Genomic DNA, 12,480 nt, shown 5'->3' with positions numbered 1-12,480 from the left:
TCAGGACATGGGACGAGTCACGGAACGACGCAAGGTGATCCGCATCCGGGACGGGGTGGTCTCCAGCCGCCCGGACACGCTCGTCGCCGAGGAGCCGATGGAGATCCGGCTCAACGGCAAGCCCCTGGCGATCACCATGCGCACCCCGGGCGACGATTTCGCGCTGGCGGCGGGCTTCCTGGTGAGCGAGGGGGTGCTGGGCGGGCGGCAGGACGTGCAGAACATCGTCTACTGCGCCGGGGCCACCGCCGACGGGGCGAACACGTACAACGTGGTCGATGTGAAGACGGCCCCCGGCGTGGTGATCCCCGACATCACGCTGGAGCGCAACGTCTACACCACGTCGTCCTGCGGGCTGTGCGGCAAGGCGTCGCTGGACGCGGTGCGCACCACGGCCCGGTGGCCCGTCGCCGACACTCCCCCGGTCCGCATCTCGCCCGAGCTGCTCGCGAGCCTTCCCGACCGGTTGCGCGCGGCCCAGCGGGTCTTCGACCGGACCGGGGGCCTGCACGCGGCGGCGCTGTTCTCGGAAGGCGGCGAGCTGCTGGACGTCCGGGAGGACGTGGGGCGGCACAACGCGGTCGACAAGCTGGTCGGCCGCGCCCTGCAGAACGGGGAGCTGCCGCTGTCGCGGGCGCTGCTGCTCGTCTCGGGCCGGGCCTCCTTCGAGCTGGCGCAGAAGGCCGTGATGGCGGGCATTCCGGTGCTGGCGGCCGTGTCGGCCCCGTCCTCGCTGGCGGTGGACCTGGCCGCCGAGGCGGGCCTGACGCTGGTGGGCTTCCTGCGGGGCAGTTCCATGAACGTGTACGCGGGTGAGGACCGGATCGCTGTGCGGGCCGCGGCCGCCCAGGGCTGAGCAGGCCCTTCCCGCGTCACGGCGGCGGGGCCCCGACCGGCGGGGAGCGCCCCCTGCGCCGCAGGGGCCCCGTCTCGGCCTGCCCGGGGGCGTCGCGCGACGCCGGCCTGAGGGGGCGGCAGGCTCTACTCCGCCGTACCGGATATCCGCAGCAGCATCGCGGTGAACTGCTCCCGCTCGGCCGCCGACAGCGGTGCGAGCAGTTCGTCGTTGGCGGCGCGGGCCGCCTTCTCGCAGCGCTTGAGCAGCCGTGCTCCCCGCTCCGTGAGGGACACCGCGTTCTTGCGGCGGTCCCTCGGGTCGGGCTCGCGGACCACCAGGCCGGCCGACTGGAGGTCGTTGAGCACGCCGACCAGGTCCTTGGGGTCCAGGCCGACCGCGCGGCCGAGGTCGGCCTGGGCGACGGGCGCGAGGTCGCGGACGGCGGAGAGCACCACGTGGTGCCACATCCGCATGTCCTCCCCGGCCAGCGCCTCGGCCACCAGGGCCCGGCCGCGGGCGGCGGCGCGGCCGAGCAGCCAGCTGGGCAGGGAACGGATCGCGGGCAGGGGGGCTTCCGACATGGGCGCAGCCTAACCAGAAATCGTTGGTTCTCCCTATGATCCTCCTATACCGTTGGGCTTCCCAATGAAATCGTGGGGAAGACCGACGACCCCGGAGGTGCGATGCGCCGCGTCCGCTACGAATCCCGAGGCGGCCCCCTCTTCCTGGAGGAGGCCCCGCTCCCCGAGCCCGGCCCCGGAGAGCTGCTGGTGCGCGCGGAGGCGATCGGCGTGACGCTCCCGGTCGTCCGCAAGGTCACCGAGGCGGACGAGCCCGTCCCGCTCGGCGGCGAGATCGCCGGTGAGGTCATGGCCGTCGGGGAGGGCGTCTCGGACTTCGGCACCGGCGACCGGGTGACCGGACTCTGCCTGGGCCACGGGTACGCCGACTACGCCCTGCTGCACGAGGCCATGACCTCCCCGGTTCCCGCGGACGCGAGCGCCGTCGACGCGGTCGCCCTGGTCCGCAGCGGCCTGGTCGCCCTCGGCGCCCTGGAGGCGGCCCGCCCCGAGCCGGGCGAGGCGGCCCTGGTCACCGCGGCCGCGAGCGGCGTCGGCCACCTGGCGCTGCAACTGGCCAGGACGCGCGGCGCCGGGCGGGTCGTGGGAGCCGTCTCCGACCCCGCCAAGGCCGGTTTCGTCCGGGGCCTGGGCGCCGACCACGTCATCATGTACGGCGACACCGGCTGGGGCACCCCGGTCGACTACGTGCTGGACGCGGTCGGCGGTGAGCTGCTCACCCCGGCCCTGCACGCGCTCGTCCCCGAGGGGCGGCTGGTGGCGTACAGCTCGGGCGGCGGCACCATCCAGGCGTACGACCTGCTCGTGGGCGCCAAGTCGGTGATCGGGTTCCAGATGGCCCGGGTGGCCCGCGGGAAGCCGGAGGTGTACGAGCGGTGGCGCGAGGAACTGTGGCGGTTGTTCGCGGCGGGAGAGCTCAGACCGGTCGTGCACGGGCAGTTCGCCCTGGAGGACGCGGCGAAGGCGCACGGGGAGATCGAGGGCCGCTCCAACCTGGGCAAGGTCGTCCTGATCCCCGGATGAGAAGGGCGAGGCCGCGACTCCCCATGGACCGGGTGAGCGGCAGCAACTAACGTCACACGGCGTGCCCGACGACTCAGGAGCCTTACGAGCACGACAGCGCACCGCGACCGGGATCGGCCTGCTGCTGGCCCTGGTCCTCGGCGCCGCACTGCTCATCGCCCTGCCCGGCGACCACGGTGCGGACGACGACGCCTGCCGGCCGCTCACCGTCGGCTCCTGGGAACCGGACGACGGCCTCACCGCCGAGTTCGCCCGCTACGGCGACGACGCGGGCCGCACGGACGACTGGACCGGCGGCGACGGCACCCACTCGGTGCGGCTGCCGGACGGCCGGGTGCTGTGGCTCTTCTCGGACACCTATCTGGGCCGGGTGTACGGCCCGCCCAACCTCCACGGCGAAGCCCACGCCTGGCGGGACGCCGGCACACCGCTGGTGCGCAACTCGGCGGTGCTGATGCGTGACGGCCGGCTCGACTCCACCCTGCCCGCCCCGCTGTTCGCCGACCCGGCACCGAACCAGTGGCGCTGGCCGGTCGCCGCCCGCGTCGAGCCCCGCTCCCCCGGCTCCCCGGAACAGGTCGTGCGGGTGCTGCTGTGGGTGCGCGCGGCGGGGCAGGCGCCCTGGATCTACGGCGTGCCCGCCGCCACCGAGGTCGCCACGCTGTCGCTGCCCGAGCTGCGCCTGGAGTCCGTCGTCGAGGTACTCGGCCAGCAGCTGGTCCCCGACCCGTCCCGGCGTGTGCTGTTCGGCACCACGCTGGTCGAGGAGGACGGCTGGACGTATGTGTTCGGCGGCGACGACGGCCGGCCCGCCTCCCGGCCCACCTCGCACGCGTACGCGGCCCGCGTGCCGGAGGGCGCGCTCGGCGATCCGTCGGCCTGGCAGTACTGGAGCGGCTCGGCGTGGGTACCCGGCGCCCGCCCCCGGGCGGTGCTCGGGGACGGGCGGCGCAAGGGCGTGGGCAGCGCGTTCTCGGTGGTCCGGCGGGACGGCACGTACGTGCTGTTCACGATGGCCGCCGGAACGAAGGGGCTGACCACCATCGCCTCCTACTGGGCCTGTTCGCCCGCCGGGCCGTGGCACGGCCCGGCGAAGGAGTTCAGCCCGCCGCTGCCCCAGGGACAGGTCGCCGCCTACAACCCGCAGACGCATCCGGTGCTGAGCGGCGACGGAAGGCTCGTGCTGAGCTACGACGTCAACTGGCTGGAGACGACGGGCGCCGCCGAGCGGCTCAGCCGGAACGTGTCCCTGTACCGACCACGGTTCGTGTCGTTGCGGCTGGCCGCGGCGCGCTGACCTCCGCGGCCTCCCGGGCGCGTCGCTTGGCGATCACCGCGCACACGATCAGCTGCATCTGGTGGAAGAGCATCAGCGGCAGCACGGCGAGCGCCGCCTGCGCGCCGAACAGGACGCTCGCCATGGGCAGCCCGGCGGCCAGGGACTTCTTCGACCCGGCGAACTGGATCGCGATCCGGTCCGCCCGGCCGAAGCGCAGTGCCTTGCCGCCGTACCAGGTCAGCAGCAGCATCACGGCGAGGATCACGGCCTCGACGGCGACCAGGCCGCCGAGCCGGGCGGGGCTGACCTGGTGCCAGATGCCCTGGACCACGCCCGCGCTGAACGCGGTGTAGACGACGAGCAGGATCGAGCCGCGGTCCACCAGGCCGAGGACCTTCTTGTGCCGGCTGACGAAGCCGCCGATCCATCGGCGCAGCAGCTGCCCGGCGAGGAACGGCACCAGCAGTTGCAGCACGATCTTCAGCAGCGAGCCTGCGGAGAACCCGCCCCCGTTGCCGCCGAGCAGTGAGGCGGCGAGCAGCGGGGTGGCGACGATGCCGACGAGGGAGGAGAAGGAGCCCGCGCAGATCGCGGCGGGCACGTTGCCGCGGGCCATCGAGGTGAAGGCGATCGACGACTGCACGGTCGACGGAACGAGCGTGAGGAAGAGCAGGCCCTGGTAGAGCGGGTGCGTGAGGATCACCGGCACCAGCCCGCGGGCCGCCAGCCCGAGCAGCGGGAAGACGAGGAAGGTGCAGGCCAGGACGGTGACGTGGAGCCGCCAGTGGCGCAGCCCGTCGAGCGCCTCACGGGTGGACAGCCGGGCCCCGTAGAGGAAGAACAGCAGGGCGACCGCGGCCGTGGAGGCACCGGAGGCGACGTCGGCGGCAGATCCGCGGGCCGGGAACAGCGCCGCGACGCCCACGGTCCCGAGGAGCAGCAGGATGTAGGGGTCGATCGGCATCCAGCTCGGCCGGCGCAGGCGTGTCACGGTGCTCCACTTGCTCGGTGCTTCGGGTCGGTCCGGGGCCGCAGCGGCCCCGTTCCATCCTGCTCCCCGTTCCGGCGATCGGGAATCCCGTATACGGCTCTCACTGTCATCACGTATCGCGATAGCCTGAGCGGCATGTACGACCCGTCCCAGTTGCGCACGTTCCTGTCGGTCGCGCAGACGCTGAGTTTCACGCAGGCCGCGCGGCGGCTCGGGCTGCGGCAGTCGACGGTCAGCCAGCACGTGCGGCGGCTGGAGGACGCCGCCGGGCGCACGCTGTTCACCCGGGACACCCACTCGGTGGAGCTGACGGAGGACGGCGAGGCCATGCTCGGCTTCGCGCGCCGGATCCTGGAGGTGCACGAGCAGGCGGCGGCGTTCTTCGCGGGAACCCGGCTGCGCGGGCGGCTGCGCTTCGGCGCCTCGGAGGACTTCGTGCTGACCCGGCTGCCCGAGATCCTGGAGGGCTTCCGGCACGAGCACCCGGAGGTCGACCTGGAGCTGACGGTCGAGCTGTCGGGCACGCTGCACGAGCAGCTGGCCGCCGGGAAGCTCGATCTCGTTCTGGCCAAGCGGCGCCCCCAGGACCCGCGGGGCGAGCTGGTCCGGCACGACCGGCTGGTGTGGATCGGGGCGGAGCGCCTGCGGCTCGACCCGGACCGTCCGGTGCCGCTCATCGTGTACCCGCCGCCGGGCATCACCCGCGCGCTCGCCCTGGAGGCCCTGGAGCGGCAGGGCCGGGGCTGGCGGGTGGTGTGCACCAGCGGCAGCCTCAACGGTCTGGTGGCGGCGGCCCGGGCCGGTCTCGGGGTGATGGCCCACTCCCGGGGTCTCATCCCGCCGGGACTGGTCCGGGTCCCGGACCGGGCGGGGCTGCCGGAGCTGGGGCAGGTCGACTTCGTCCTGGTCCACGGCCGCCGGCGACCCTCCGCCCAGGGCGCCGCCGACGCCCTGGCGGCGGCGATCCTGGCAGGTGGGGACCGTCTGCACCGCAGCGAACGCAAGGGACTGTGAGTGAAGCGGAGTGACAGAATCCGCCACTGTTCCGCTGTCAGAAGAGACCCCGCTCGACGGCGTCCCGCACCACTCCTGGACTCGTACAGATTCGGTGGAGATTACGGCACCGAAACTTACTCAACCGTCAGGATTGTGTCCGACCCTTCCCCATGTGCACGCTTTTCTCCCTGGCTGACCAGCGCATACGAGAGGGCCGCTCGTCTTCGTACCCCCTCCCGCCCCCTGGCCGGTTGGGGTAGCTTTCACGGCGCTGAGCGGGGCGTCACTCGACAGGAGCGCTGAGGAACGGGGAGCGGGGTTTGCGCGAGTTCACCAACCCTCCGTTGGCGTTGGCACCTCCGGTGGGCGGTCTGGCCGACGTGGTCTTCGAGCATGCCCAGGAGGACCCGCTGCACATCGCGCTGGGCCGCAAGGACGACGCGGGCCAGTGGCGGGACGTCACCGCCGCGGAGTTCCGCGACGAGGTGCTCGCCCTGGCCAAGGGCCTGCTGGCGAGCGGCATCCGGTTCGGCGACCGGGTCGCGATCATGTCCCGCACCCGCTACGAGTGGACCCTCTTCGACTACGCGCTGTGGACGATCGGCGCGCAGGTCGTGCCGGTCTACCCGACGTCGTCGGCCGAGCAGTGCTTCTGGATGCTGTACGACGCCGAGGTGACGGCCGCGGTCGTGGAGCACGAGGACCACGCCATGACGATCGCCACCGTCATCGACCGGCTGCCCCAGCTGCGCCGCCTGTGGCAGCTCGACTCCGGGGCCGTGCACGAGCTGTACGACGCGGGCGCGCACCTCGACGACGAGGTGGTGCACCGCCACCGGCAGGCCGTCACCCCCGATTCGGTCGCCACGATCATCTACACCTCGGGCACCACCGGCCGTCCCAAGGGCTGTGTCATCACGCACGGCAACTTCATGTACGAGGCGGACACCGTCATCGAGCGCTGGGAGCCGGTGTTCCACTCCAAGCGCGGCGACGAGACGGCGACCCTGCTGTTCCTGCCGCTCGCGCACGTCTTCGGGCGCATGGTCCAGGTCGCCGGCATTCGCGGCAAGGTGAAGTTCGGCCATCAGCCGCAGCTGAACGCGGCGGCCCTGCTGCCGGACCTGGCCGCGTTCCGGCCGACGTTCTTCCTGGCCGTGCCGTACATCTTCGAGAAGGTGTTCAACGCGGCCCGCCGCAAGGCCGAGAAGGAGGGCCGCTCCGGGCCCTTCGAGAAGGCCGTCGACATCGCCATCAAATACGCGGACGCGATGGAGGCCAAGGCCTGGGGCATCGGCCCCGGCCCGTCGGCGGGTCTGCGCATGCAGCACCAGCTGTTCGACAAGCTCGTCTACGCCAAGATCCGCGCCGCGATGGGCGGCCGCATCAAGCACGCCATGTCGGGCGGCTCCGCGATGGACCGGCGGCTCGGGCTGTTCTTCGCCGGAGCGGGCGTGCACATCTACGAGGGCTACGGCCTGACCGAGTCCACGGCCGCCGCCACCGCCAACCCGCCCGGGCGCACCCGCTTCGGCACGGTCGGGCAGCCCATCCCCGGCATGACCGTGCACATCGCGGACGACGGCGAGATCTGGCTGCACGGCGAGAACGTCTTCCAGGGCTACCTCAACAACCAGAAGGCCACCGACGCGACCCTGCACGACGGCTGGCTCGCCACCGGTGATCTCGGCACGCTGGACGAGGACGGCTTCCTCACCATCACCGGCCGCAAGAAGGAGATCCTGGTCACATCGGGCGGCAAGAGTGTTTCGCCCGGGGTGCTGGAGGAACGGGTCCGGGACCATCCGCTGGTCAACCAGTGCATCGTCGTGGGCAACGACCGCCCGTACATCGCCGCCCTGGTCACCCTCGACCAGGAGGCCGTGGAGCACTGGCTGGCCATGCGGGGCAAGCAGCAGATGTCCCCCGCGGAGCTGGTGCGGGACGCGGATCTGGAGACGGAGGTGCGCCGTGCGGTGGTCGCCGCCAACACCCTCGTCTCACAGGCCGAGTCGATCCGCACCTTCCGCATCCTCGCCCAGCCGTTCACCGAGGAGCACGGGCTGCTGACTCCGTCCCTGAAGCTGAAGCGGAAGGCGATCGAGAAGGCGTACGAGAACGAGGTCGAAGCGCTCTACCGGGCGTGACGATCGCCCCTTGGGGCAGGTGTGGCTTCGAAATCTCCCGTCAGGAATGCATCACCACCCGTGATCGTTGACGATGGGTAGGACATCTGACCACTTACCGAAGGATCGAGAGCTCGTGAGCAAGGTCCCCCCGATCATCCTGAACAACGGCGTCGAGATGCCCCAGCTGGGCTTCGGCGTCTGGCAGGTGCCGGACGACGAGGCCGAGACGGCCGTCGCGACGGCGCTGGAGGCCGGGTACCGCAGCATCGACACCGCGGCGATCTACGGCAACGAGGAGGGCACCGGCAAGGCCATCACCGGCTCCGGCGTCCCCCGCGAGGAGCTCTTCGTCACCACCAAGCTCTGGAACGCCGACCAGGGGTACGACGCCACACTGGCCGCCTTCGACACCTCGCTGGGCAAACTCGGCCTGGACTACGTCGACCTGTACCTGATCCACTGGCCGACGCCGGAGCGCGGTCTGTACGTCGACACCTACAAGGCGTTCGAGAAGCTGCACGCCGACGGCCGGATCCGGGCCATCGGCGTCTCCAACTTCCTTCCCGAGCACCTGGAGAAGCTGATCGGCGAGACGTCGGTCGTCCCGGCGGTGAACCAGATCGAGCTGCACCCGCACCTGCAGCAGGGCGCCTCCCGCGCGTTCCACGCGGAGCGGGGCATCGCCACGGAGGCCTGGTCGCCGCTGGGCCAGGGCAAGGGCCTGCTGGAGGTCCCGGCGATCGTCGCCATCGCCCGCAAGCACGAGCGCACCCCGGCCCAGGTCGTGCTGCGCTGGCACATCCAGCTGGGCAACGTGGTGATCCCGAAGTCCGTGACGCCGTCGCGGATCAAGGAGAACATCGAGGTCTTCGACTTCAGCCTCGACGACGAGGACCTGGCGGCGATCAGCGCCCTCAACGAGGACCGCCGCATCGGCCCGAACCCGGCGGAGTTCAACGGCGCCTGAGCCCTGCGACAGCGCCCGGGTCCGCTGCCCTCACAGGGCCGGACCATCGACAGCGCCCCGGTCCGGAGCCCCCTTGTGGAGCCCTGCCCGGGGCGCTGCCGTGCCGGCCGTCTCAGACCGGCTGGCCCACCGGCCGTACGACGACGGTGTTGACATCGACACCGGCCGGCTGCCGGATCGCCCAGACCACCGAGTCGGCGATCTGCCCGGCCGTGAGCAGATGCCCGGGCGGGAGGCTGCCGTAGGAGTCCCAGAAGGGGGTTTCCGTGCGGCCCGGCGCGATCAGGGTGACGCCCACGCCCCAGTCGGTCACCTGCCGCCGGGTGTTCTCCGCGAGCCCGGTCACGGCCCACTTCGTCGCCCCGTAGAGGTTGCCCGGTCCGTGCACGAAGCCGGCGACGCTGCCGACCAGCACGATGCGCCCCCGGGTCTCCTTCAGCGCGTCGATGGACGCCCGGATCAGCAGGGCGGGCCCGAGGACGTTGGTCAGCACCATGTCCCGCCAGCCGTCCGGGTCACCCTCGGCGACCGTGTCGTGGGTGGCGGAACCGGCGTTGGCGACGACGGTGTCGAGCCGGCCGAACGCCTTGAGGGTGCTGTCCACCGCCGAGCGGACGTCCTCGTACACGGCGGTGTCCCCGGCGAGGGTCAGCAGTTCCTCGGGACGTCCCAGTTCCTCGGCGAAGTCACGCAGCCGCTCCTCCCCTCGGCCGGTGACCGCCACCCGGTGCCCGGCGTCCAGCAACCGCCGTGCGACGGCGGCACCGATACCGCTGCCGCCGCCGGTGATGAGCGCGACCTGAGACATGGACATCCCCCTGTGTTGTCGGCCTGAATGCGATGCCGGGGAGTCCATCAGTTGAAGCGCTCTCGAAGTCAAGGGGCCTCTCGGGGGCAGGCCTCAGGCGGGCCGGACCGCTGTGTGCACGGTGTGGGCCGCCAGTACGAACACGTCCTCGCGGCGGTGCAGGCTCGCCTCGTCGCCCGGGTCGAGGAGCCGGTCGAGGGTGGCGCGGTCGTCGTCGTCGAGGCGCTCCGCGAGGCTGTCGCGGAAGCGGGTCAGGCGGTCGACGACATGGGCACGGGCACGGTCCGGGGCCGGGGCGGGAAGGTCCAGGAGGAAACTGTGCGTCCGGGTGTGCTTCAAACCCGCCGCGGACAGCAGGGCGGACCAGTTCTCCGGCTCGGCGACATGGCCCTGGAGGTCCTGCCGCATCCTGGTGAACCACTCCTCCTCCAGCGCGTCCATGCGCGCCTGGAGCCCGGGGCGGCCGATGCCGATGTCGCGGGGCAGGAAGCGTGCGGGCAGCCCGCCCTCCATGAGGGCCAGGGTGCCGCCGGGCGCGAGCCGCGCGGCGAACGCGGCGAGCGCGGCCCGCTGGTCGCCGAGGTGGTGCAGGGTGCGGCTGGCCCACAGCAGATCGGCCGGGTAGTCCAACTCGTCGAGGACATCCGGGAGTTCACCGGCGACCGTGCCGAAGCGGTCGGCCACCCCCTGGCGCTCCGCCCGGGCCCGGGCCCGCTCCAGGAGCGGCTCCGAGCCGTCCACGGCCACGATCCGGGCGCCCGGGAAGGTCTCGGCGAACAGGCACGACACCACGCCGGGCCCACTGCCCGCGTCGACGATGAGACCTGGTTCGGTCACCTCCTTCGCCAGCCAGGCCAGGGCCCGCTCGTACATCGACGTGAAGAGCTCCGCCTCGGACTCCAGCATCGGGGCCATCCGCGCCCAGTCGATGTCGGTGTGGTCGTGGTGGTGGCCGTGGCCCTGCCGCTGAACCTGGTGGTGATCGTGGTCGTGGTCGTGGTCGTGCGCCATGGTGGTCAGCCTCTCGCTCGGATGCCGTCAGCGTGCGCCGACGCACCGATCGGAGGCCAATGCTGTTGCCGGTCCCGCAAATCCGCCGGGGCAGGCAGGCGGGCCCCGGCGGATCAGCGGATCAGTACCGGCCGGTCAGGACAGCGGCGGGTACGCGTTCTGCATCAGCTGCCGGAACTGGGCGGAGAACCAGTGCCCGGACACCGGCGCGTCCGGCAGGGCACCGGACATGTGGTTGTTGTTGCGCGGGTTGCCCTCGTAGGTGGGGTCGCACATGCGGTCGAAGCCCTTGCCCTCGTCGTTCGGGATGGCCTTGCTCGACCCGTCGGACTCACCCGGCGGCTTCATCCACACATAGGCGTCGATCCCGGCTGCCGGGGCGGCCTTCGGGCGCTCGCCGAGGCCGGCTCCGGACTGGTTGCACCAGTTGCCGGGGTGGATGCGGCGGTCGTAGCGGCCGCCGTCGACATAGGTGTCGACGGAGGTCTGCGCACCCGGGCCGGTGGGCCGGGCGCTGCCGCCCCAGCCGTTGCGGGAGGTGTCGATCAGCATGCCGATCCCGGAGGGGAAGCCGATCGAGACGAGCTGGTTGCGGAAGGCCTGGGCGAAGGACAGCTCGTCGGTGTAACGGTTCCAGTCGACCCACTTCGACTCGCGGACGGACTTGCCGGCCACGGTGTCGCCGATGGAGAAGTGGTCCTCCTTCAGGGCGCTGTAGTTGGCCGTGTTGGTGATGAAGCCGTGGACGTCGTTCACGGTCGCGCCCTCGGCGGACGCCGCCTCCTTCATGATGGCGGCGGAGGCGCCGAAGTTGTCGTCCCAGCCGATCCAGCCGTGGTGCCCGGCGTCGATGTAGTTGTAGACGTTCGGCACGTCACCGAGCTTGTTCAGCGCGTAGCCGACGCCCTTGACGTAGTTGCCGTTGGCCTTCATCACGTCGCACTGCGGGACGGCCGTCGGGCGGCTGCCGGTGTTGGTGACGAGGTTCGGCAGCGAGTCGATCTCGACCGTGGTGACGATCCGCAGCGAGGAGTACTTCGAGTCGGCGAGGATCGCCTTGATCGGGTCGATGTACTCCGTCTTGTAGCGGTCGATCTCGTCGGCCTTCAGCTCGCCGTTGGAGGCGAGGGCGGAGCAGTCACGGCCGGGCAGGTTGTAGATGACGAGCTGGACGACCAGTTCGCCGGAGCCCTTCTGGCGCAGCGCCTCGTCGAGGTGGGCGCGCAGGCCCATCTTGCCGCTCGCGCCGTTGATGGCGGCCGTGCGGTCCAGCCAGACGCCGGTGGGCTGGTTGGAGACGCGGCTGCCTCCCGGCTCGGCGGCGGCGTTCGCGGACCACTCCGGGTTCACGTACACCTTGGCGCCCTCATAGGGGTTGTTCACCCGGTTGGACGGGCCGCCCGGGTCCGGCGGGTCGGTGGGGCCGCCGGGGCCACCGTCGTCGACGTTGCAGGTCACGCCGTCGAGGGTGAAGGTGGCGGGGATCGCGTTGCTGCCGCTGTAGCTGCCCTGGAAGCCGAAGCTCACCGAACCGCCGGTCGCCAGCCGGGCGTTGTAGGTCTCGTTGCCGACGGTGACGGCGGCACCGCTCTGGCTGAACTTGGCGTTCCAGCCGCTGGTGACCTTCTGATCGCCGGCGTACGACCACTTCAGCGACCACGAGGACTTGGCGGCGCTGTTGTTGGTGACGGTCACGGCGGCGGTGAAGCCGGTGCTCCACTGGTTCTGGATCGTGTAGTCGACGGTGCAGGGCACGGCGGCGACCGAGGCGTTGCCCGGGTCGACGGCGAACGCGGTGCCGGTCGCGCCCGCGACCAGGGCCATGGAGGCCAGTAACGCGGTTCTGGTACGGCTCAT

11 protein-coding genes are annotated in these 12,480 nt (G+C 71.6%); 6 read left to right on the top strand and 5 right to left on the bottom strand.

The window, feature by feature from the left end; genetic code table 11:
• Window positions 1–7: 7 nt before the first annotated feature.
• Entirely contained in the window at window positions 8–856 is an 849-nt protein-coding gene (fdhD, locus tag ACFZDE_RS14825) for a formate dehydrogenase accessory sulfurtransferase FdhD (protein WP_391200114.1), read from the top strand.
• A 125-nt stretch (window positions 857–981) separates the two neighbouring features.
• Here the strand turns inward: fdhD and ACFZDE_RS14820 are convergent, their stop codons facing one another.
• Window positions 982–1,419, bottom strand: a complete 438-nt coding sequence (locus ACFZDE_RS14820; protein ID WP_391200113.1) for a MarR family transcriptional regulator — start codon at window positions 1,417–1,419, stop codon at window positions 982–984.
• 102 nt (window positions 1,420–1,521) lie between these two features.
• Here ACFZDE_RS14820 and ACFZDE_RS14815 point away from each other — a divergent pair, with 102 nt between their 5' ends.
• Complete coding sequence (locus ACFZDE_RS14815) at window positions 1,522–2,442, top strand: zinc-binding dehydrogenase (RefSeq protein WP_391200499.1); 921 nt, start codon at window positions 1,522–1,524, stop codon at window positions 2,440–2,442.
• Window positions 2,443–2,503: 61 nt separating this feature from the next.
• On the top strand, window positions 2,504–3,739 hold the full coding sequence (locus tag ACFZDE_RS14810) for a DUF4185 domain-containing protein (protein WP_391200112.1): 1,236 nt from the start codon (window positions 2,504–2,506) through the stop codon (window positions 3,737–3,739).
• On the opposite strand, the gene ACFZDE_RS14805 is transcribed toward ACFZDE_RS14810, so the two are convergent.
• On the bottom strand, window positions 3,675–4,685 hold the full coding sequence (locus ACFZDE_RS14805) for a bile acid:sodium symporter (protein WP_390996628.1): 1,011 nt from the start codon (window positions 4,683–4,685) through the stop codon (window positions 3,675–3,677). The two genes, ACFZDE_RS14810 and ACFZDE_RS14805, sit on opposite strands and share 65 nt — an antisense overlap.
• A 162-nt stretch (window positions 4,686–4,847) precedes the next feature.
• On the opposite strand from ACFZDE_RS14805, the gene ACFZDE_RS14800 reads away from it, so the two are divergent.
• The 3 genes from ACFZDE_RS14800 to ACFZDE_RS14790 all read left to right on the top strand — a co-directional run bounded on the left by ACFZDE_RS14800 (window position 4,848) and on the right by ACFZDE_RS14790 (window position 8,804).
• Window positions 4,848–5,726, top strand: a complete 879-nt coding sequence (locus ACFZDE_RS14800) for a LysR substrate-binding domain-containing protein (RefSeq protein ID WP_390995472.1) — start codon at window positions 4,848–4,850, stop codon at window positions 5,724–5,726.
• A 302-nt stretch (window positions 5,727–6,028) separates the two neighbouring features.
• On the top strand, window positions 6,029–7,855 hold the full coding sequence (locus ACFZDE_RS14795) for an AMP-binding protein (protein WP_391200111.1): 1,827 nt from the start codon (window positions 6,029–6,031) through the stop codon (window positions 7,853–7,855).
• A gap of 157 nt (window positions 7,856–8,012) precedes the next feature.
• Entirely contained in the window at window positions 8,013–8,804 is a 792-nt protein-coding gene (locus ACFZDE_RS14790) for an aldo/keto reductase (RefSeq protein ID WP_390996626.1), read from the top strand.
• Between the two features lie 112 nt (window positions 8,805–8,916).
• Here the strand turns inward: ACFZDE_RS14790 and ACFZDE_RS14785 are convergent, their stop codons facing one another.
• From ACFZDE_RS14785 to ACFZDE_RS14775, 3 genes are all read right to left on the bottom strand, one after another.
• Complete coding sequence (locus ACFZDE_RS14785; protein WP_390995467.1) at window positions 8,917–9,618, bottom strand: SDR family NAD(P)-dependent oxidoreductase; 702 nt, start codon at window positions 9,616–9,618, stop codon at window positions 8,917–8,919.
• Window positions 9,619–9,705: 87 nt separating this feature from the next.
• Window positions 9,706–10,623: a methyltransferase gene (locus tag ACFZDE_RS14780; protein WP_391200110.1), complete on the bottom strand. Its 918-nt coding sequence runs from the start codon at window positions 10,621–10,623 to the stop codon at window positions 9,706–9,708.
• 135 nt (window positions 10,624–10,758) lie between these two features.
• On the bottom strand, window positions 10,759–12,480 hold the full coding sequence (locus ACFZDE_RS14775) for a glycoside hydrolase family 6 protein (RefSeq protein WP_390995462.1): 1,722 nt from the start codon (window positions 12,478–12,480) through the stop codon (window positions 10,759–10,761).

The sequence above is a fragment of the Streptomyces sp. NPDC007929 genome, assembly GCF_042959065.1.
Lineage (GTDB): Bacteria > Actinomycetota > Actinomycetes > Streptomycetales > Streptomycetaceae > Streptomyces.
Note: the sequence above shows the minus strand (reverse complement) of the source record. Positions and strands in the feature narration are given on the sequence as shown.

What these genes read in the sequence shown, in the direction of transcription:
- ACFZDE_RS14775 (WP_390995462.1), bottom strand. Translation starts at nt 12,480, where the DNA reads ATGAGCCGTACCAGAACCGCGTTACTGGCCTCCATGGCCCTGGTCGCG.
- fdhD (WP_391200114.1), top strand. Translation starts at nt 8, where the DNA reads ATGGGACGAGTCACGGAACGACGCAAGGTGATCCGCATCCGGGACGGG.
- ACFZDE_RS14780 (WP_391200110.1), bottom strand. Translation starts at nt 10,623, where the DNA reads ATGGCGCACGACCACGACCACGACCACGATCACCACCAGGTTCAGCGG.
- ACFZDE_RS14800 (WP_390995472.1), top strand. Translation starts at nt 4,848, where the DNA reads ATGTACGACCCGTCCCAGTTGCGCACGTTCCTGTCGGTCGCGCAGACG.
- ACFZDE_RS14805 (WP_390996628.1), bottom strand. Translation starts at nt 4,685, where the DNA reads ATGCCGATCGACCCCTACATCCTGCTGCTCCTCGGGACCGTGGGCGTC.
- ACFZDE_RS14815 (WP_391200499.1), top strand. Translation starts at nt 1,522, where the DNA reads ATGCGCCGCGTCCGCTACGAATCCCGAGGCGGCCCCCTCTTCCTGGAG.
- ACFZDE_RS14820 (WP_391200113.1), bottom strand. Translation starts at nt 1,419, where the DNA reads ATGTCGGAAGCCCCCCTGCCCGCGATCCGTTCCCTGCCCAGCTGGCTG.
- ACFZDE_RS14785 (WP_390995467.1), bottom strand. Translation starts at nt 9,618, where the DNA reads ATGTCCATGTCTCAGGTCGCGCTCATCACCGGCGGCGGCAGCGGTATC.
- ACFZDE_RS14790 (WP_390996626.1), top strand. Translation starts at nt 8,013, where the DNA reads ATGCCCCAGCTGGGCTTCGGCGTCTGGCAGGTGCCGGACGACGAGGCC.